Source organism: Nocardioides sp. Z43_10 (assembly GCF_059766615.1).
The window spans coordinates 238,577-256,364 of sequence record NZ_JCBAJY010000007.1 but is presented as its reverse complement, the minus strand read 5'-3'; the positions used below and the strand labels follow the sequence as shown (position 1 = coordinate 256,364).

The 17,788-nt window shown below is 73.4% G+C and carries 16 protein-coding genes; 7 read left to right on the top strand and 9 right to left on the bottom strand.

Translation table 11 applies throughout. From position 1 onward, the window contains the following. Positions 1 to 61 precede the first annotated feature (61 nt). Complete coding sequence (locus tag AC6EI4_RS14730; RefSeq protein WP_498451896.1) at positions 62 to 529, top strand: DUF3093 domain-containing protein; 468 nt, start codon at positions 62 to 64, stop codon at positions 527 to 529. 99 nt (positions 530 to 628) lie between these two features. Next, positions 629 to 946 (top strand): DUF4235 domain-containing protein, encoded by a 318-nt coding sequence (locus AC6EI4_RS14725; RefSeq protein WP_498421703.1) that lies wholly within the window; start codon positions 629 to 631, stop codon positions 944 to 946. Between the two features lie 90 nt (positions 947 to 1,036). Here AC6EI4_RS14725 and AC6EI4_RS14720 read toward each other — a convergent pair whose 3' ends face one another. From AC6EI4_RS14720 to AC6EI4_RS14710, 3 genes are all read right to left on the bottom strand, one after another. After that, the gene (locus AC6EI4_RS14720) at positions 1,037 to 1,327 is read right to left on the bottom strand and encodes a DUF4193 domain-containing protein (protein ID WP_498422252.1); all 291 of its coding nucleotides are present in this window, start codon (positions 1,325 to 1,327) and stop codon (positions 1,037 to 1,039) included. Positions 1,328 to 1,477: 150 nt separating this feature from the next. Then, complete coding sequence (locus tag AC6EI4_RS14715) at positions 1,478 to 2,314, bottom strand: inositol monophosphatase family protein (RefSeq protein WP_498421704.1); 837 nt, start codon at positions 2,312 to 2,314, stop codon at positions 1,478 to 1,480. Then, positions 2,311 to 3,435, bottom strand: a complete 1,125-nt coding sequence (locus AC6EI4_RS14710) for a ferrochelatase (protein WP_498451895.1) — start codon at positions 3,433 to 3,435, stop codon at positions 2,311 to 2,313. Before AC6EI4_RS14710 ends, AC6EI4_RS14715 begins: the two co-directional genes overlap by 4 nt. A 67-nt stretch (positions 3,436 to 3,502) precedes the next feature. Between AC6EI4_RS14710 and AC6EI4_RS14705 the strand changes: the two genes are divergently transcribed. Continuing rightward, positions 3,503 to 4,780: an MFS transporter gene (locus AC6EI4_RS14705; RefSeq protein WP_498451894.1), complete on the top strand. Its 1,278-nt coding sequence runs from the start codon at positions 3,503 to 3,505 to the stop codon at positions 4,778 to 4,780. Beyond that, positions 4,770 to 6,080, top strand: coding sequence for a D-arabinono-1,4-lactone oxidase (locus AC6EI4_RS14700; protein WP_498451893.1), 1,311 nt, complete (start codon positions 4,770 to 4,772; stop codon positions 6,078 to 6,080). The genes AC6EI4_RS14705 and AC6EI4_RS14700 overlap by 11 nt, the downstream gene beginning before the upstream one ends. 42 nt (positions 6,081 to 6,122) lie before the next feature. Here AC6EI4_RS14700 and AC6EI4_RS14695 read toward each other — a convergent pair whose 3' ends face one another. Next, complete coding sequence (locus tag AC6EI4_RS14695; protein WP_498422254.1) at positions 6,123 to 6,734, bottom strand: trimeric intracellular cation channel family protein; 612 nt, start codon at positions 6,732 to 6,734, stop codon at positions 6,123 to 6,125. A gap of 243 nt (positions 6,735 to 6,977) precedes the next feature. Between AC6EI4_RS14695 and sepH the strand changes: the two genes are divergently transcribed. Further along, positions 6,978 to 8,084 carry a septation protein SepH gene (gene sepH / locus AC6EI4_RS14690; RefSeq protein ID WP_498451892.1) on the top strand — a complete coding sequence of 369 codons (1,107 nt, stop codon included), beginning with the start codon at positions 6,978 to 6,980 and terminating at the stop codon, positions 8,082 to 8,084. Positions 8,085 to 8,088: 4 nt separating this feature from the next. Here sepH and AC6EI4_RS14685 read toward each other — a convergent pair whose 3' ends face one another. Beyond that, positions 8,089 to 8,934 (bottom strand): sulfurtransferase, encoded by an 846-nt coding sequence (locus AC6EI4_RS14685; RefSeq protein WP_498451891.1) that lies wholly within the window; start codon positions 8,932 to 8,934, stop codon positions 8,089 to 8,091. Beyond that, positions 8,931 to 9,941, bottom strand: coding sequence for an aldo/keto reductase family protein (locus AC6EI4_RS14680; protein WP_498421710.1), 1,011 nt, complete (start codon positions 9,939 to 9,941; stop codon positions 8,931 to 8,933). The genes AC6EI4_RS14685 and AC6EI4_RS14680 overlap by 4 nt, the downstream gene beginning before the upstream one ends. 71 nt (positions 9,942 to 10,012) lie before the next feature. Between AC6EI4_RS14680 and AC6EI4_RS14675 the strand changes: the two genes are divergently transcribed. Continuing rightward, complete coding sequence (locus AC6EI4_RS14675; protein WP_498421711.1) at positions 10,013 to 10,666, top strand: thymidine kinase; 654 nt, start codon at positions 10,013 to 10,015, stop codon at positions 10,664 to 10,666. Positions 10,667 to 10,688: 22 nt separating this feature from the next. Here AC6EI4_RS14675 and AC6EI4_RS14670 read toward each other — a convergent pair whose 3' ends face one another. Genes AC6EI4_RS14670 through AC6EI4_RS14660 form a run of 3 tightly spaced genes read right to left on the bottom strand, consistent with a single transcriptional unit; the run spans position 10,689 to position 15,219 of the window. Beyond that, a complete protein-coding gene (locus AC6EI4_RS14670; RefSeq protein ID WP_498421712.1) occupies positions 10,689 to 11,855 on the bottom strand; it encodes an alkaline phosphatase family protein in 1,167 nt (388 codons plus the stop codon). A 10-nt stretch (positions 11,856 to 11,865) separates the two neighbouring features. Next, entirely contained in the window at positions 11,866 to 12,450 is a 585-nt protein-coding gene (locus AC6EI4_RS14665) for a DUF5998 family protein (RefSeq protein ID WP_498421713.1), read from the bottom strand. 60 nt (positions 12,451 to 12,510) lie between these two features. Further along, positions 12,511 to 15,219, bottom strand: coding sequence for a bifunctional acetate--CoA ligase family protein/GNAT family N-acetyltransferase (locus tag AC6EI4_RS14660; protein WP_498451890.1), 2,709 nt, complete (start codon positions 15,217 to 15,219; stop codon positions 12,511 to 12,513). A gap of 78 nt (positions 15,220 to 15,297) precedes the next feature. Between AC6EI4_RS14660 and AC6EI4_RS14655 the strand changes: the two genes are divergently transcribed. Further along, the gene (locus AC6EI4_RS14655) at positions 15,298 to 17,784 is read left to right on the top strand and encodes a DNA gyrase/topoisomerase IV subunit A (RefSeq protein WP_498421715.1); all 2,487 of its coding nucleotides are present in this window, start codon (positions 15,298 to 15,300) and stop codon (positions 17,782 to 17,784) included. The last annotated feature ends 4 nt before the right edge of the window (positions 17,785 to 17,788 follow it).

The window sequence follows — 17,788 nt, the reverse complement described above, 5'->3', positions numbered from 1 at the left end:
CCGGCCCGCGTCCACGCCACCCGATGCTTCACCGCGCGGAGCCGAGTGGCAGGATCTAAGCGTGGAGTACGCAGAGAGGCTCACCGTCCCGCTGCGGTGGTGGGTCCAGGGAACCATGCTGGTGGCCAGCATGTGGCTGGCCGTCATCGTCGCCATGCCGGCGGCTGCCGCGTGGGGCGCCACGGCCGTGATGGTGCTGCTGCTGGTCCTCTCGCTCACGTCGTACGGCGCAGCGCGGGTGAGCGTGGCGGACGGGGTCTTCCGGGCCGGCTCCGCCCACATCCCGGTGCGGCTGATCGGGCCGGTGGAGCAGCTCGACGCCCAGGAGACGCGGCTGATCGCCGGACGCGACGCCGACGCTCGCGCGCACCTGGTCCTGCGGCCCTACCTCAAGCGCTCGGTACGCGTGGCCATCGAAGACCCGGCCGACCCCACGCCGTACTGGCTGGTCAGCACCCGCCACCCCCAGCGCCTCGCCACGGCGCTGGCCGCGGCGCGCGACGTCGCACGCGCCTCGCACGGCGGCTGAGCCACGCATGAGCCGGCCGCCGGCTGGGTAGTGTGAGGTCTGCGCAAGAACGACATTCCCCACCCTCGGCCAGCCCTGGCCGCACTCACAGGAGGACCGATGGCATCGGGTTCCAAGATCTGGTCGGTCTTCTCGCTCGGATCGGCGCTGCTCGGCGCCGCGGTCGCGAAGAAGGCCCTCAACACGTCGTGGCGCACCGCCACCGGGAAGAACCCTCCCGCCAACCCGGCCGACCCCGACGTCGACCTGTGGGAGGCGGTGATGTGGGCGGCCGCGAGCGGGACGATCATCGCGATCGCCCGGATGCTCGCCGCCCGCAAGGCGGCCGACTACTACACCCGCTCGACCGGCCACCTGCCGCCCGACCTGGTTAAGGACGACCAGGACTCCAAGAAGAACGGCGCCACCGCCTACTGATCGGCGCCGGTTCGGCCACGGACGCACGAAGGGCCGCCACCCTGCCGGGTGGCGGCCCTTGTGGTCTCGTGCGTGCGAGCCCTGCGCGGCTCAGGCGCAGTCGCGGCAGATCAGGTTCTCGGCGTCGACGAGCTGGCTGCGGTGGTGCACCAGGAAGCAGCTCATGCAGGTGAACTCGTCGTCCTGGCGCGGCTTCACCTCCACGGCGAGCTCCTCGTGGGAGAGGTCGGCGCCGGGCAGCTCGAACGACTCGGCGGCCTCGGCCTCGTCCTCGTCGACCTTGCCGGAGTTCTTGTCGTGACGACGGGCCTTGAGCTCCTCGATGCTCTCTTCGCTCTGGTCCTCTTCGTTCTTGCGCGGTGCGTCGTAGTCAGTCGCCATCGTCATCCACTCCTATGAGCAGGTCTGCAGAAAGTCTGGTTGCCCGGCGCCAGATTGTGCACCATGGCCTCGGGGGGTCCTACATCCGGTGCCCGTCGATCGACCAACGCAAGCACGCTCGGCGCTATTCCCTCTCCACCGGGTGCAGAGCTACTCCGCGGACGCCGCCGCGAAGCCCGCCTCGAGGACCGCCGAGCGGAACTCCGCGAAGCCGTGAGCCGGCGCGCACAGCAGCAGCTCGGCGCCACCCGCGCCCGCCAGGAGCTCGGTGCGCGCTCCGGCCTCGCGCGCCACCAGCGCCCCGGCGGCGTGGTCCCACAGGTTGACGCCCTCCTCCACGTAGGCGTCGGCGCTCCCCTCCGCCACGTGGCACAGGTCGAGCGCGCACGAACCCATCCGGCGGATGTCGCGCACCCGGCCGATCAGCCGGCCCACCGCGCCCGCCTGGCGCACCCGGCGCTCGGCGTCGTAGCTGAACCCGGTCAGCACCAACCGCTGCTCCAGCGGCGCCGCGGCGCGCACCGACAGCGGGGCCCCGTCCCGCCAGGCGCCGCCGCCGCGCAGGGCCCAGTACTCGACGCCGGTGGCGACGTTGAGCACGACGCCCGCCTCCACCTCGCCGTCGACCTCGGCGGCCACCGACACGGCGTACTCGGGAAGTCCGTAGAGGAAGTTCACGGTGCCGTCGATGGGGTCGACCACCCAGCGCACCCCGGTGCCCACTGCGGCGCCGTCGCGCTCCCCGCCCTCCTCGCCGAGGAAGGCGTCGTCGGGTCGCGCGGCCGCGATCACCCGGCGCAGCAGCTCCTCGCTGGCCCGGTCGGCCTCGGTGACCGGGTCGACCGAGCTGCTCTTGGTGGCCGCGACGCTGACCCCCGCGGCACGACGCTGGGCCACCAGCGCCGCGGCCTCGCGCGCGGCGCGGCGGGCGACCTCCAGCAGCTCGCCGCCCAGGGCGTCACGGTCCGGTCCGGCGGCCGGGCTCACGCGCTCGCCACGCTCGGGTCGTCGACGCCCGCCAGCACCGGGCGGGGTGCCCGCGGGTTCGGACAGCAGTCCACCGCGCAGCGGTCCCAGACCGGGCCCAGCCGGCCGCAGACGGCGCGCTGCGGCTGCTCGCCGCGCTCGGCGGCGGCCCGTTCGAGCAGCAGCTCGCGCACGGCGGCCACGAACCGCGGGTCGGTCCCGGCCGTGGCGGCGCGCACGGCCGGCAGGGACAGCTCCTCGGCGGTGGCCATCGCCTCGGTGTCGAGGTCGTAGATGACCTCCATGTGGTCGGAGACGAACCCGATCGGCGCCATCACCACGCCGGGGGTGCCGGCCTCGGCCAGCTCGCGCAGGTGGTCGTTGACGTCGGGCTCGAGCCACGGGATGTGCGGCGCGCCGGAGCGCGAGCAGTAGACCAGGGCGTGGTCGTGGCGGCGGCCGGTGCGCTCCTGCACGCGCGCCACGATCTCGGCCATCAGGTCCTCGTGCTGGGCGACGTAGGCGCCGCCGCCGGGGCCCGCGCCGTCGTTCATCGTGACCGGGACGGAGTGGGTGACGAAGGTCAGGTGGGCCTCGTCGCGCACGTCGATGGGCAGCTCGTCGAGCGCGGCGAGGGTGGCGTCGACGTTGGCGTCGACGAACCCGGGATGGTTGAAGTACATCCGCAGCCGGTCGATCTGCAGCTGCGGTGCGTCCGGGTCCTCCTCACGCAGCGACGCCACCGCGGCGGCCAGGTCCTCGCGGTACTGCCGACACCCCGAGTACGACGAGTACGCCGAGGTGAAGATCGCCGCGATCCGGCGGTGCCCGTCGGCGGCCATCTGGCGCAGCGTGTCGCTCAGGTACGGCTCCCAGTTGCGGTTGCCCCAGTAGACCGGGACGTCGACGCCGTGCTCGTCGAGGTCGGCGCGCAGGGCCCGCAGGAAGGCGCGGTTCTGGTCGTTGATCGGCGACTTGCCGCCGAACAGGAAGTAGTGCTCGCCGACCTCCTCGAGCCGCTCGCGCGGGATCCCGCGGCCCCGGGTCACGTTCTCGAGGAACGGCACCACGTCCTCGGTCTTCTCGGGCCCGCCGAAGGAGAGCAGCAGCAGAGCGTCGTAGGGGCGGGCGTCGGAACTCATGTCGACATCGTAGGAGCGCTCGGCAATGCGGCCCACGACGGGGACGGGTCGTACGCTCGCGCTCGCCATGCTCACCACCTACTGTCGGGTGCTCACGGTCCCCGGAGCGCGCGCCTTCTGCCTCGCCGGCCTCGTCGCCCGGCTGCCCGTGTCCACGATGGGGCTGGGCATCGTCCTGCTGGTCTCGGCCGACCGCGGCTCCTACGGGGTCGCCGGCAGCGTCTCGGCCGCCTACGTGCTGGCCAACGCGGCGCTGGCCGTGCTGCACGGCCGCCTGGCCGACCGCTGGGGCCAGCACCGGGCGCTGCCGGCCGCGGTGGTCGTCTTCGCGCTGGCGATGGCGGCCCTGGTCTGGAGCGTCGAGAGCGGCGCGTCCCTGGTGCTGGTGCACGCCTGCGCCGCGGTGGCCGGTGCGGCGTACCCGCAGATCGGGTCGTGCGTGCGGGCCCGGTGGTCGCACGTGCTGTCCGACCCCGCCCAGGTCCAGACCGCCTACGCCCTCGAGGCCGTCGTCGACGAGACGATCTTCGTGCTCGGCCCGGTGCTGGTCACCTTCCTGGCGGTGGCCTGGCATCCGGTGGCGGGACTCGCCGTCGCGGTCCTGGCCGGGCTGGTCGGCACCTTCGTGCTCGCCGCGCAGCGCGGCACCCAGCCCCCGCCGCACCGCCACGACCACGCCGGCGGGCCACGTCCGGCGATGCCGTGGCGCACGATCATCCCGCTCACCGTCGTCTCGCTGGCGCTGGGCGGGCTGTTCGGGGCCACCGAGGTCTCGACGGTCGCGTTCGCCGAGGAGGTGGACGCTCCCCAGATGGCCGGTGTGCTGCTCGCGCTGTGGGCGCTGGGGTCGATGACCTCGGGCATCCTCACCGGCGCCGTGCACTGGCGTGGCGACCCGGCGATCCGGGTCCGCTGGGGGACGGTCGCGCTGGCGCTGACCCTGGCGCCGCTGAGTTTCATCGGCTCGCTGCCGCTGCTGGGGGTGGTGCTGCTGGTGGGCGGTCTGGCGATCTCGCCCACGCTGATCGCCTCCCTGGCCGCCACCGAGCGCAGCGTGCCGGCCGCTCGGCTCACCGAGGGCATGTCGGTGCTCTCCACCGGCATGGCCGCCGGGGTGGCGCCCGGGGCGGCCGTGGCCGGTGCGGTCGCCGACGCCCACGGGGCCTCGGCCGCCTTCCTCGTCGCGACGGCCGCGGGGGCCCTGGGCGCCGCCGCGGCGCTGGCCACCCGGCGTACGCCGGCGGGCGCAGACAGCGACGCGCACCGGCTGGCGAGCACTACGCTGCCCCCTCAGGGCCTCGGCCCGGAGGCAGGACCACGTGGAGGAGACGGTCGTGAGCGGTGAGACCTGGCGCAACTGGTCGCGACTGGAGTCGGCGCACCCGCGGCGCGTCGAGACCCCGGTGGACACCGCGGCGGTGGTGGCCGCGGTGGAGCGCGCCCGCGCCGAGCGGACCACCGTGAAGATGGCCGGCACCGGGCACAGCTTCACCGCGATCTCGGCGCCCGACCACACCCTGCTGCGCCCCGGCGCGATGAGCGGCATCGTCGAGATCGACCGGGCCGCGATGACCGTGACCGCCCGCGCCGGCACGCAGCTGAAGAGGCTCAACGCCGAGCTCGAGCGGCACGGGCTGAGCCTGCACAACATGGGCGACATCGCCGAGCAGACGCTGGCCGGGGCGGTGTCCACCGGCACCCACGGCACCGGCGGCGTCGTCGCCGGGCTCGCCGGGCAGCTGACGGCGCTCGAGCTGGTCACCGGCACCGGCGAGGTGCTACGCGCGAGCCGGGAGGAGAACCCCGAGGTCTTCGACCTGGCGCGGGTCGGTCTGGGCGCCCTCGGGATCCTCACCACCGTGACCTTCGCCGTGGAGCCGCTCTTCGTGCTGGAGGCGCACGAGCAGCCGATGACCTGGGAGCAGGGCCTGGGCGGCTTCGACGAGCGGGTCGCCGAGCACCACCACGTGGACATGTACTGGTTCCCGCACACCGATCGGGTGCTCACCAAGACCAACGACCGGCTCGATGTGGACCCGGCCGAGGCGGCTCCCCTCCCCCGCTGGCGGGAGTGGCTCGACGACCGGTTCCTCTCCAACACCGTGTTCGGCGCGCTGAGCGCCGGGGCGAACCTCGCGCCCCGGGTGGTGCCGGTGCTGAACCAGGTCTCGGCGCGGGCCCTGAGCGAGCGCCGCTACAGCGACGTGGCACACCGGGTGTTCACCACCCCGCGCGACGTCGTCTTCCGCGAGATGGAGTACGCCGTGCCGCGCGCCGCCGGGCTCGCGGCGCTGCGCGAGGCGCGCCGGGTGATCGAGGCGTCGCGCTGGCGGATCAGCTTCCCGGTCGAGATCCGGGTGGCCCGCGCCGACGACGTGGCACTGTCCACCGCCTACGCCCAGGACTCGGTCTACCTGGCCTTCCACACCCACCGCGACGTGGACCACGCCGCCTACTTCGCCGCCGTCGAGCAGGTGATGCTCGCCCACGGCGGTCGCCCGCACTGGGGCAAGGTGCACACCCGCACGGCTGACGACCTGGCCCTGGCCTACCCCCGGTTCGGGGACTTCCTGGCGCTGCGCGAGCGGCTCGACCCGGACCGGGTCTTCGCCAACGACTACCTGCGGCGCGTGCTGGGCAGCTGAGCAGCCGTCACTGGAGACGCTGGCCGATCAGACGCTGGCCGATCAGACGCTGGCCGGGCCCCGGGGCCGGGGCGCCTGCCAGTTGCGCCAGATGGCGAGCAGACGCCACACCAGGCACACCCCGCCGCCGAGCAGGGCGACCAGGCCGAGCGGGAGCCCCGCCTCGACGCCGGCGACCGCGATCCCCCCGCCGGTCAGCGCGGGGGTCGCGTAGAGCGGTCCGCGGAAGATGTCGGGGACCCGTCCGGCGAGCACGTCGCGCAGCATCCCGCCGCCGATCCCGGTGACCATGCCCATCAGCGCCGCGGGGACCGGGCCCAGCCCGTAGTCGAGAGCCTTGAGCGCCCCGGTGACGCAGAACAGGGCGAGCCCGAACGCGTCGAAGACGTTGACCAGCCGCTCCATCCGGCCCACCGCCGGGTGGAACAGGAACGTGAGCACCCCGGCCGCCACCGGCACCATCAGGTAGCGCCAGTCGAGCAGCGCCGCCGGCGGCGTGGCGTCGATCAGCACGTCGCGCAGGAACCCGCCGCCCAGGCCGGTGGTGCCGGCCAGGACCAGGATCCCGAAGATGTCGAGCTCCTTGCGGACCCCCACCAGCGCGCCGGAGATGGCGAAGACGAAGATGCCCACGAGCTCGAGGACGACGAGCATCGTCACCACACCGCCGTCGGCGGATCGGGACGCGGCCGGAGCCGCGGCGGGCACAAGTTGGGCACTCGCGGAGGTTACCTCCCGGGCACGCCGCGCACGCTGTGCCGAGCCGCGCCTCCGCTGGCGTAGGCTCGCCCCACCGGAGACGTCGGTGCACGCAGACGAGAGGTGACCATGACTCAGCACAGCCCCGTGCCGAGGGCAGCGGACAGCCTCGTGACCAGGCAGGAGCAGGAGGAGTCGATGAGGCATCTCACGCTCCTCGGCGTGCGCGACAACGGCGCGCGCCTGCTGCTCTCCGACGACGCCGGCCTCGAGTTCACCCTCGACGTCGACGCGCGACTCCGGGCCGCCCTGCGCGGCGACAACGCACGCCCAGGCCAGTTGGAGACCAAGATGGACAGCGCACTTCGCCCCCGCGACATCCAGGCCCGGATCCGAGCCGGGGAGTCGCCCCAGGACGTCGCCGACGCGGCGGGCAGCAGCGTCGAGAAGATCCTCATCTACGCCGGCCCCGTGCTCGCCGAGCGGGAGCACGTCGCCGACCGCGCCCAGCGCTCCTCGGTGCGCCGCAAGTCCGGCGAGCACGGCGCGCGCACCCTCGGGGACGCGGTGGCCGCACAGCTGCGCACGGACGGGGTGAGCCCCACCTCGGTGCAGTGGGACGCCTGGCGCCGCGACGACGGGCGCTGGACGCTCACCGCGTCGTACGCCGCGGGCCGGCGCAGCGGCGCCGCGACCTACGTCTTCGACCTCCCGGGCAACTACGTGGTCGCCGAGAACGACGACGCCCGGTGGCTCGTCGGCGAGCCGATCGCCGCTCCCGCGCCCTCGCGCGACGACCTCAGCCAGGCGCGCGAGCGGCGGCTGAGCGCGGTCGCCGACGGCGAGGACCAGCTCCCCTTCGCCGAGGACGAGCTGCGCGGCATGCAGCGCTCCGGAGCCCCGGTACAGCGCGAGGGACGCCAGCAGCCCGAGCTGGGCGACGACGTGATCGACCTGGTCAACCCCGCGCCGGAGCAGGCCGACGAGACCCCCGACCGGGCCACCGGCCAGCCGGCCGACGCGACGGACGTGCTCGGCCCGGAGGAGTCCACGCTGGACCTCACCGAGACCGCCGCCCGGGTGCGCGCGGGACGCGGGCGCCCCACGATGCCCGAGCAGCCCTCCGTCGCGCCGGAGAGCCGCCGCGCCGTTCGTGAGAGCCAGCCTCAGGCACCCCAGGAGCAGCCGCCGGCCCAGGACGAGAGCACCGAGCAGCCCGCCCGTCGCCCCGTGCGCAAGAGCCGTGGTCGCGCCTCGGTGCCGAGCTGGGACGAGATCATGTTCGGCGGCGGCAAGAGCGACTGACCGGCTAGCGCGCCGGCCCGGCGCCCGGCCCCGTCTCGACGGGGCGCCCCGGGTCGGTGATCCAGCCGCTCCAGCTGCCCGGGTAGAGCGCGGCGCGCACCCCGGCGAGCTCCATCGCGAGCACGTCGAGCGCCGCGGTCACCCCGGAGCCGCAGTAGGCGGCCACCTCGGCCCCACCGACGGCGCCGACCTCGGCGTACAGGGCGGCCAGCTCCGCGGCCGGGAGGAGGCGGCCCCGCGGGTCCAGGTTGCGCGCGGTGGGGACGTTGACGGCGCCCGGGATGTGCCCGGCCACCGGGTCCACCGGCTCGACCTCCCCGCGGAACCGCTCGGGGGCCCGGGCGTCGACGAGCACGTCCACGCCCGCGAGGTCGTCGGCGGCCACCACCGGCATGGCCGGGGGCCGCGCGACGAAGTCGCCCGGCCGGCCGGGTCCGACCTCGCCGACCGCGACCTCTCCGCCGTCCTCCACCCAGGCGCGCCAGCCGCCGTCGAGCACCCGGACGTCGCCGTGCCCGTGGAAGCGCAGCAGCCACCAGCACCGGGCGGCCGCATGGCTCGACCAGTCGTCGTAGACGACGACCGGACGGGCGCCGTCCACGCCCGCACGGCGCATCGCCGCCTGGAACAGGGCCGGGTCGGGCAGCGGGTGGCGCCCGCCCTCCCCCGGGCCGGCGGCCAGCTCGGTGTCGAGGTCGACGTAGAGCGCCCCCGGCACGTGCCCGGCGGCGTACTGCCGCGGCCCGTCGTCACTGCCGAGGCGGTAGCGGACGTCGAGGACGCTGACGTCGCCCAGCAGGTCACCCAGCTCGGCGGGGGTGACCAGCGGGGAGCGCCCGATCGGGCTCACGTGGGACGCGTGGCCGGGGCGTTCGCCGCGGTCTTGCCCGGGTCGCGCTCGACGATGCCGCCGAGTGCCTCGTCGATGCGGGCCATCGCCTCGGGCGGGATCCGCACGCCGGCGGCCCGGACGTTCTCGTGGACCTGCTCGGGGCGCGAGGCTCCGACCAGGGCGCTGGCCACGTTGTCGTTCTGCAGCACCCAGGCGACCGCGAGCTGGGCCATGGTCAGGTCCAGCGACTCCGCCACCGGGCGCAGGGCCTGGACGCGGGTCAGCACGTCGTCGTTCATGAACCGGCTGATCATGTCCGCGCCGCCCTTCTCGTCGGTCGCGCGCGACCCGGCCGGCGGCGCCTGCCCCGGCTGGTACTTGCCGGTCAGCACCCCCTGCGCGATCGGCGACCAGACGATCTGCGAGAGCCCGAGCTCGCGGCAGGTCGGGACCACCTCGTCCTCGATCACCCGCCAGAGCATGGAGTACTGCGGCTGACTCGAGATCAGGCCGAAGCCGAGCTCGCGGGCCAGCTCCGCGCCGGCCCGGATCTGCTCGGCGGTCCACTCGCTGACGCCGATGTAGAGCGCCTTGCCCGCGCGGACCACGTCCGCGAAGGCCTGCATGGTCTCCTCCAGCGGGGTCTCGGTGTCGAAGCGGTGGGCCTGGTAGAGGTCGACGTAGTCGGTGCCCAGACGCGACAGCGACCCGTTGATCGACTCCAGGATGTGCTTGCGGGAGAGCCCGGAGTCATTGGGCCCACCGGGCCCGGTGGGCCAGTACACCTTGGTGAAGATCTCCAGGGACTCACGGCGCTGTCCGGCCAGCGCCTCGCCGAGCACGGACTCCGCGCGGGTGTTGGCGTAGACGTCGGCGGTGTCGAACGTCGTGATGCCCGCGTCGAGGGCGGCGTGCACGCACTGGGTGGCGACGTCGTTCTCGACCTGGGAGCCGTGGGTGAGCCAGTTGCCGTAGGTGATCTCGGAGATCTTGAGACCGCTGTTGCCGAGGTATCTGAAGTCCATTCGGCGACTCTAGCCATACGGGCCCGACCGCCGGACCTGGCGCCCGGCTGGTTGTGAAAGACTCTGCGCCCGTGGCTGAACTCCAATTCTTCACCGGCACGATGGACTCGGGAAAGAGCACGCTGGCGCTCCAGACCAACCACAACCATGCCGCTCGGGGGCGGGTCGGCCGGATCTTCACCGCCCACGACCGGGCCGGGGAGGCGACGCTGTCCAGCCGGCTCGGCCTGACCCATGACGCGATCGAGGTCGACCCGGACTTCGACTTCTGGGGCTACGTGGTGCGCACCCTGACCCAGGGCGGGCGCATCGACTACGTGATCTGCGACGAGGTGCAGTTCTACTCGCGTGGACAGATCGACCAGCTGGCCAAGATCGTCGACGAGCTGCAGATCGACGTCTTCGCGTTCGGCATCCTCACCGACTTCCGCACCGCCCTGTTCCCCGGGAGCGCCCGGCTGGTGGAGATCGCCGACCGGATGCACGTGCTGCAGGTGGAGGCGCTGTGCTGGTGCGGCAAGCGGGCCACGCACAATGCGCGCACCGAGAACGGGGTGATGGTGACCGAGGGCGAGGTCGTCGTCGTCGGGGACACCGAGCGCCACGAGCCCGACGAGATCGAGGTCGCCTACGAGGTCCTCTGCCGCCAGCACCACCGACGCCGGCTCACGGCGGCGCGGGCCAAGGCCGTGTCGCTGGCCCCCGAGCCGCTGCCGTTCGGCTGAGGCGCCCCGACGCCGGGGCAGGTCAGCTGATCAGGATGGGGATCAGCATCTCGGCCGGCGTCAACGAGCCGTGCAGCCCCACCAGGGTCTGCTCGTAGGGGAAGTCGCGGCTGCTCATCACGGCCGCGTCGCCGCGACAGGCGACCATCACGTCGCCCAGCCGCGGGCGCACCCCCGGCTCGACCGGGCCGAACCAGCCGCGGGCGATCGCCTCGTCGCGGCTGAGCACCTCGGCACGCTCCCCCAGCACCTCGCGCCAGGCGCTGAGCACGTCGCCGACCGCGCCGCCGTCGCAGTAGAGGTGACGGAAGCGCGCCTCTCCGCCCAGCAGCCTGACACCCGCGCGCAGCTCGTGGTGCTCGTCCACGTCGAGGCGGCTCTCGGGCGGGCTGTCGACCATCCCGTGATCGGCCACGACGAGAAGCCGGGTGCCGGCCGGCAGTGCCTCGCGCAGCTGCTCGGCCTCCGCGTCGACCATCAGCAGCTGTTGGAGCCACTGCGTCGAGGCGACCCCGAACTTGTGCCCGGTCCAGTCCAGGTCGCCCTCGTAGCAGTAGGTCAGCGACGGGCGCGCCGCCGCCGCGGCGACCACCGCCGCGATCCGTTCGCCGACCCGGTCCGCCCCCACGTAGGCGGCCCCGCGGTGGGCGGCAAGCGTCAGTCCGCTGCCCTGGAAGTCGCGCTTGTTGACGACCGTCATGGCGACTCCGGCGGCCGCCATCCGGGCGAACGCGGTGGGGTGCGGCTGCCAGGACAGCGGGTCGACCTGCTTGTCCCACTGCAGCGCGTTCAGCAGCCGGTCGGTGCCCGGGACGCGCGAGGTGAAGCCGACCAGTCCGTGCGTGCCCGGGGTCAGTCCGGTGCCCAGGGAGGTCAGGCTGGTCGCGGTCGTCGACGGCACGCCCGCGGTCCCGTCCTGCTGCTCCTCCAGCAGCGAGGAGAGGAACGGGGCGCAGTGGGCATAGCGGCGCAGCAGCTCGGCGCCGAGACCGTCGACGAGGAACACCACGTACGACGACGCCCCCGGCAGCACCAGGCCCGGTCCCGGCGAGTCGGGCAGCAGCGGGCCGACCCCGAGCGCCTGCGCGACGGCGGGAACCACGTCGCCCAGGGAGCGCCGGTGGTAGGCGGGCTCGACGAAGGACGCCCCTTCGGGCTCGGTCGTGGTGCTGCCTGCCCCCGGGCCCACGCGCTGCGGCTCAGGCGCCGTGGGTCTTGGCGGAGAGCTGCTCGGCGAACGCGAGCAGCCCCGCGACCGCGTCGTGACCGTCGGCGGCCTCGGAGACGCGCAGCGAGAAGTCGTCGGAGGCGAGCACCCCGGTGTAGCCGTGGTCGGCGTCGCACTGGGGGTCGCTGCAGCCGGCCGGCTCGAGGTCGATGCGGCCCACGCCGCCCCAGCCGATGGTCATCACGGCCTCGGCGGGCGGCGTCGGGCCACCGGTCGGGTTGGCGATCATCCGGGTCACCACCACCGACTTCACCGAGCTCAGCGAGATCGCCTCGGTGGAGGTGGAGGTGTAGGGCTCGGGCAGCAGGTCGTCGCCGGCGTGCTCGTCGGTGTGCGCCAGGATCAGACGCGAGGGGGTCAGCACGACCACGGTGATGTGACGGCGTACCTCGTCGCGCTCGATGGTCGGCTCGTGGTGCACGTAGAACGCGACGACCTGCTCGCCGGCCACCGCGCCGTTCACCCCGTCGGCGACGACCTCGGGGTAGTACCCGGTGCGGTCGATCGCGTCCTTGAGCTCGAACGAACGATCCTGATCAGCAGTGCGGCTGCGCATGAGTGCAGTCTGTCACGCCCCCCGGACCCCGGTGGCGACTACCCGGCACCCGGCCCACGCTCAGTCCTGCAGCGAGTCCCCCGGCATCGCGGTGAGCCTGCGCACGAACCAGTCCGAGCGCGGATCCACCACCGGCTCGACGCGGGCGCTGGCGGTGAGCACCCGGGCGCCGTCCGGGCCGGCGAGCACCAGCGGCAGGTCGAGCGAGCGCAGCTGAGGAAGGTCGTTCTGCAGCTGCGCCACCCGGCGCACCAGCTCCTCGACGGCGGCGACGTCGACGACCTCGCTGCCGCGGTAGCCGAACAGCAGCGGGGAGGACTTCACCTCGCGGACCATCTCCGCGGCGTCGCGCTCGCCCAGCGGCGGGATCCGGTAGGCCTTGTCGCCGACCAGCTCGGTCAGCGGCCCGGCGATGCTGAACGACACCACCGGACCGAACAGCGGGTCCTCGATGGTGCCGATCGCCACCGGGACCCCCGGCGGGGCGTTCCTCTGGACCACGAAGTCGGCCTGGGCGGGGTCGGAGATGACGGTGTTCAGCGCCTGCCAGGCGTCGGCCATCTCGCCGGCGTCGTCGATGCTGCGCCACACGTGCGCCTGGTCGGGGCGCTGGCGCAGATGCTCCGCGGTGGCCTTGAGCACCACGTTCCAGCCCAGGGCCTCCCCCGCGGCCTGGGCCTCGGCCAGCGAGGCGACAGGGTGGGTGTGCCACATCTCGATGCCGTAGGCGGCGAGCAGCGCGTCGAGCTCCTCGCCGGCCAGGTCGCGCCCCTGCGGATGGCGGGTCAGCACCTCGCTGACCAGTCGTCGGGCGGCGTGGGTGTCGAGGTCGTCCTCGGCGACCGGGGCGCCGTCGGGGGCCCGCAGCCACAGGCTGTAGTCGACCACCCGGGCCAGCGCGCGCACCGCGGACTCCACGGCCGGGTACGACGGCACGGAGCCGCGCCCGGCGGTGGAGCCGGCGACGTCGGGCACCCGCAGCAGCTCGGGCACGCCCTCCGCCCCGAGGAACGTGGACACCAGCGGCTTGTCCGACTGCTCGCCCACCGCGGCCAGCACGTTGGCGACGTCCTCGCCGGTGGTGTTCAGCGGCGGGAAGTAGACCGCCACCACCGAGTCGACCTCGGGGTCGTCGATGGCCGCGTCCAGCGCGTCCTCGAAGTCCTCGGCGGTGGCCTCGGCCCCCAGCGAGACGGACTTGTTGACGACCAGCCCGACCGACGCCGCGGCGTCGATGGCGAGCAGGCCGAGCGCGTCGGAGTTCCCGACCACGGCCACCCGCCGCCCCTGGGGCAGCGGCTGGTGGGCCAGCAGCTGGGCCACGTCGAACATCTCCTCCAGGGTGTCGACCTGGATCACCCCGGCCTGACGGAACATCGCGTCCACGGCCTGGCGGGGGGCGGCGATCGCCCGGACCGCGTGCCCGCGCGGCACGCCCTGCGTCGTACGCCCCGAGCGCACCGCGACGATCGGCTTGCGCCGCGAGACGCGTCGCGCGATCCGGGAGAACTTGCGCGGGTTGCCGATCGACTCCAGGTAGAGCAGGACCACCTCGGTGGAGTCGTCCTCCTCCCAGTACTGGAGCAGGTCGTTGCCGGACACGTCGGCGCGGTTGCCGGCGCTGACGAACGTGGAGAGGCCCAGCCCGCGGCCGTTGACCTTCTCCAGGATCGCGGTGCCCAGCGCTCCGGACTGGCAGAAGAACCCGGCCCGGCCCCGGGGCGGCATCAGCGGCGAGAGGGAGGCGTTGAGCGAGACCTCCGGGTCGGTGTTGATCACGCCCAGGCAGTTGGGGCCGATCAGGCGCAGGCCGTAGGAGCGGGCCAGCCCGACCAGCCGGCGCTGGCGCTGGCGCCCCTCGTCGCCGGTCTCGGCGAAGCCCGAGGAGATCACCACCAGCCCGTGCACGCCCTTGGCGGCGCAGTCGAGGACGACGTCCTGCACGGACTCGGCGGGCACCGCGACGATGGCGACGTCCACCTCGCCGGGGATGTCGCTGACCGAGGCGTAGGTCGGCATCCCGGAGACGGCCTTGGCGGTCGGGTTCACCGCGTAGACGCGGCCGGTGAAGTCGCCGGTGACCAGGTTGCGCACCATCGCCCGGCCGATGCTGTCGGCGCGCCGGCTGGCGCCCACCACGGCCACCGAGCGGGCGTTGAAGAACGCCTCGATCGAGGCCGACTCCGCGCGGTGCTCGCGCTGCTGCATCACCCCGATGGCCGTCTCGGTGGGATCGATGGGGAACTCCAGCGAGATCACGCCGTCCTCGTAGCCGCTGACCACCTGGTAGCCGGCGTCGCGGAAGGTCAGGATCATCCGCTGGTTGTCCGGGAGCACCTCGGCGACGAACTTCTCCACGCCGCGCTCGCGGCCCGCCTGGGCGAGGTGCTCGAGCAGGACCTGCGCGATCCCGCGGCCCTGGTGCTGGTCCTCGACGAGGAAGGCGACCTCGGCGGTCCCGTCGGAGACCACGTCGTAGCGGCCGATCGCGATCATCTGCCCGGCCACCAGCAGGACGAACGCGACCCGCTTGTCGTGGTCGACCTGGGTGAAGCGCTTGACGTCGCGCGCGGAGAGCCGGGGCATCGGGGTGAAGAAGCGGTAGTACTTCGACTCGTCGGAGACCCGGGCGTAGAACTCGACGAGGAGCTCGGCGTCGGAGGCGCGCACCGGACGGATGTGCGCGGTGCGCCCGTCGCGCAACAGGACGTCGGCCTCCCAGTGCTGCGGCGGGTCCGGGATGGCGGCGTCCTCGTTGACTGCGGTCACGGCCGAAATCTAGCGCGGATCACCCCGTACGGCGTGCCCGCCGCTCAGCAGCGCGCGTGTCCGGGGAGAATGCGTGCCATGGCAAGGCGTGGCACGAAGCAAGAGCTCCCCGACGACTTCGAGGAGCACATCCTCGACATCGACGTGGGCGACGAGATGCGCTCCTCGTTCCTGGAGTACGCCTACTCGGTCATCTACTCCCGGGCGCTGCCCGACGCGCGCGACGGGCTGAAGCCGGTGCAGCGGCGCATCCTGTACACGATGAGCCAGATGGGCCTGCGTCCCGACCGCGGCCACGTGAAGAGCGCGCGCGTCGTCGGCGAGGTGATGGGCCGCCTGCACCCGCACGGCGACAGCGCGATCTACGACGCGCTGGTGCGCCAGGCCCAGCCCTGGTCGCTGCGGCTGCCGATGATCGACGGCCACGGCAACTTCGGCTCCCCCGACAACGGCCCCGCGGCGATGCGCTACACCGAGTGCCGGATGGCGCCGCCGGCGGTGGCGATGACCGAGTCGATCGACGAGGACACCGTCGACTTCCGGCCCAACTACGACGGCCGCGAGATGGAGCCCTCGGTGCTCCCCGCGGCGCTGCCGAACCTCATCGTCAACGGCACCACCGGCATCGCGGTCGGGATGGCCACCAACATGGCGCCGCACAACCTGATCGAGGTGGTCCAGGCGCTGCGCCACCTGGTCAAGGACCCCCGGGCCAGCCTCGACGACATCATGCGCTTCATCCCCGGCCCGGACCTGCCCTCCGGCGGCAAGATCGTCGGCCTGGACGGGGTGCGCGACGCCTACGAGACCGGCCGCGGCAGCTTCCGGATCCGGGCCACCGCGCGGATCGAGTCGATCACGCCGCGCCGCAAGGGCATCGTGGTCACCGAGCTGCCCTACAACGTGGGCATCGAGAAGATCGTCGAGCGGATCAAGACCCTGGTCCAGGCCAAGAAGATCCAGGGCATCTCCGACGTCAAGGACCTCACCGACATGGCCAACGGCACCCGCCTGGTCATCGAGGTGAAGAACGGCTTCCACCCCGAGGCGCTGCTCGAGCAGCTCTACAAGGCGACCCCGCTGGAGGAGTCCTTCAGCATCAACGCGGTCACCCTGGTCGACGGTCAGCCCCGCACGCTGGGCCTCAAGGAGCTGCTCGAGGTCTTCCTCGGCCACCGCTACGACGTGGTGCGTCGCCGCTCGCAGTTCCGCCGGGAGAAGGCCGCCGCCAAGCTGCACCTCGTCGAGGGGCTGCTGGTGGCCATCCTGGACATCGACGAGGTGATCCAGCTGATCCGCGGCAGCGACAACGCGACGATCGCGCGCGAGCGGCTGATGGACGTCTTCGAGCTCTCCGAGATCCAGGCCAACCACATCCTCGACATGGCCCTGCGCCGGCTGACGAAGTTCAGCCGCATCGAGCTGGAGAAGGAGCAGGCCGAGCTGCAGCGCGAGATCGAGGCGCTCGACGCGATCCTGGCCGACGAGAAGCTGCTGCGCAAGGTGGTCTCCGACGAGCTGGGCGAGGTCGCGAAGACCTACGGCACGCCGCGTCGGACCGTCCTGCTGGAGTCGGCGGGCGTGCCCGCCACCACCGGGGTCCCCCTCGAGGTGGCCGACGACCCGTGCTTCGTGCTGCTCAGCTCCAGCGGCCTGCTGGCCCGCACCACCACCGACGAGAGCCCCGGTGCCGGCGAGTCACGCGCCAAGCACGACGTGATCGTCTCGGCGGTGCGCGCCACCGCGCGCGGCGAGGTGGGACTGGTGACCACCGCCGGGCGGGTGCTGCGACTGGGAGTGCTGGACCTGCCGACGCTGCCCGCGACCGCCAACGACCCCCACCTGCAGGGCGGGGCGCCCGTCGCGGAGTTCGTCTCCCTCGACTCCGGCGAGAGCGTGCTCGCGCTGATGTCGCTGGAGGGCGACGGGCCGGGACTCGCCGTCGGCACCCGCCAGGGCATCGTCAAGCGGGTCAACCACGACGTGCCCAACCGCGACGACTGGGAGATCATCCGGCTCGCCGACGGCGACCGGCTGGTGGGCGCCGTGGACCTGTCCAGCGGCACCGAGGAGCTCTGCTTCGTGAGCTCCGACGCGCAACTGCTGCACTTCAACGCCGACCAGGTGCGCCCGCAGGGCCGCGCCGGCGGCGGCGTCGCCGGCATCCGGCTCGGTGCGGGCGCGAGCGCGGTCTGGTTCGGCGCGGTCGACCCGGCCGACGCCGTGGTGGTCACCATCTCCGGCTCCTCGACCGCGCTGCCGGGCACCGAGCCGGGGTCGGTGAAGGTGACGCCGTTCGCGGAGTACCCGGCCAAGGGCCGCGCCACCGGCGGCGTGCGCTGCCACCGGTTCCTGCGCGGCGAGGACACGATCGTGCTCGCCTGGGCCGGGCACTCCCCCGCCCGGGCCGCGGCCGCGAGCGGCGCACCGGTGGACCTGCCCGAGGCGAACGGGCGCCGCGACGGCTCGGGAGTGGCGGCGAGCCAGCCGGTGATCGCGATCGCGGCGCCGCTCGCGACCCGGGTCGCGAGCGGGGCCGAGCCCACCGACGATGTGGTTGGCTGAGCCC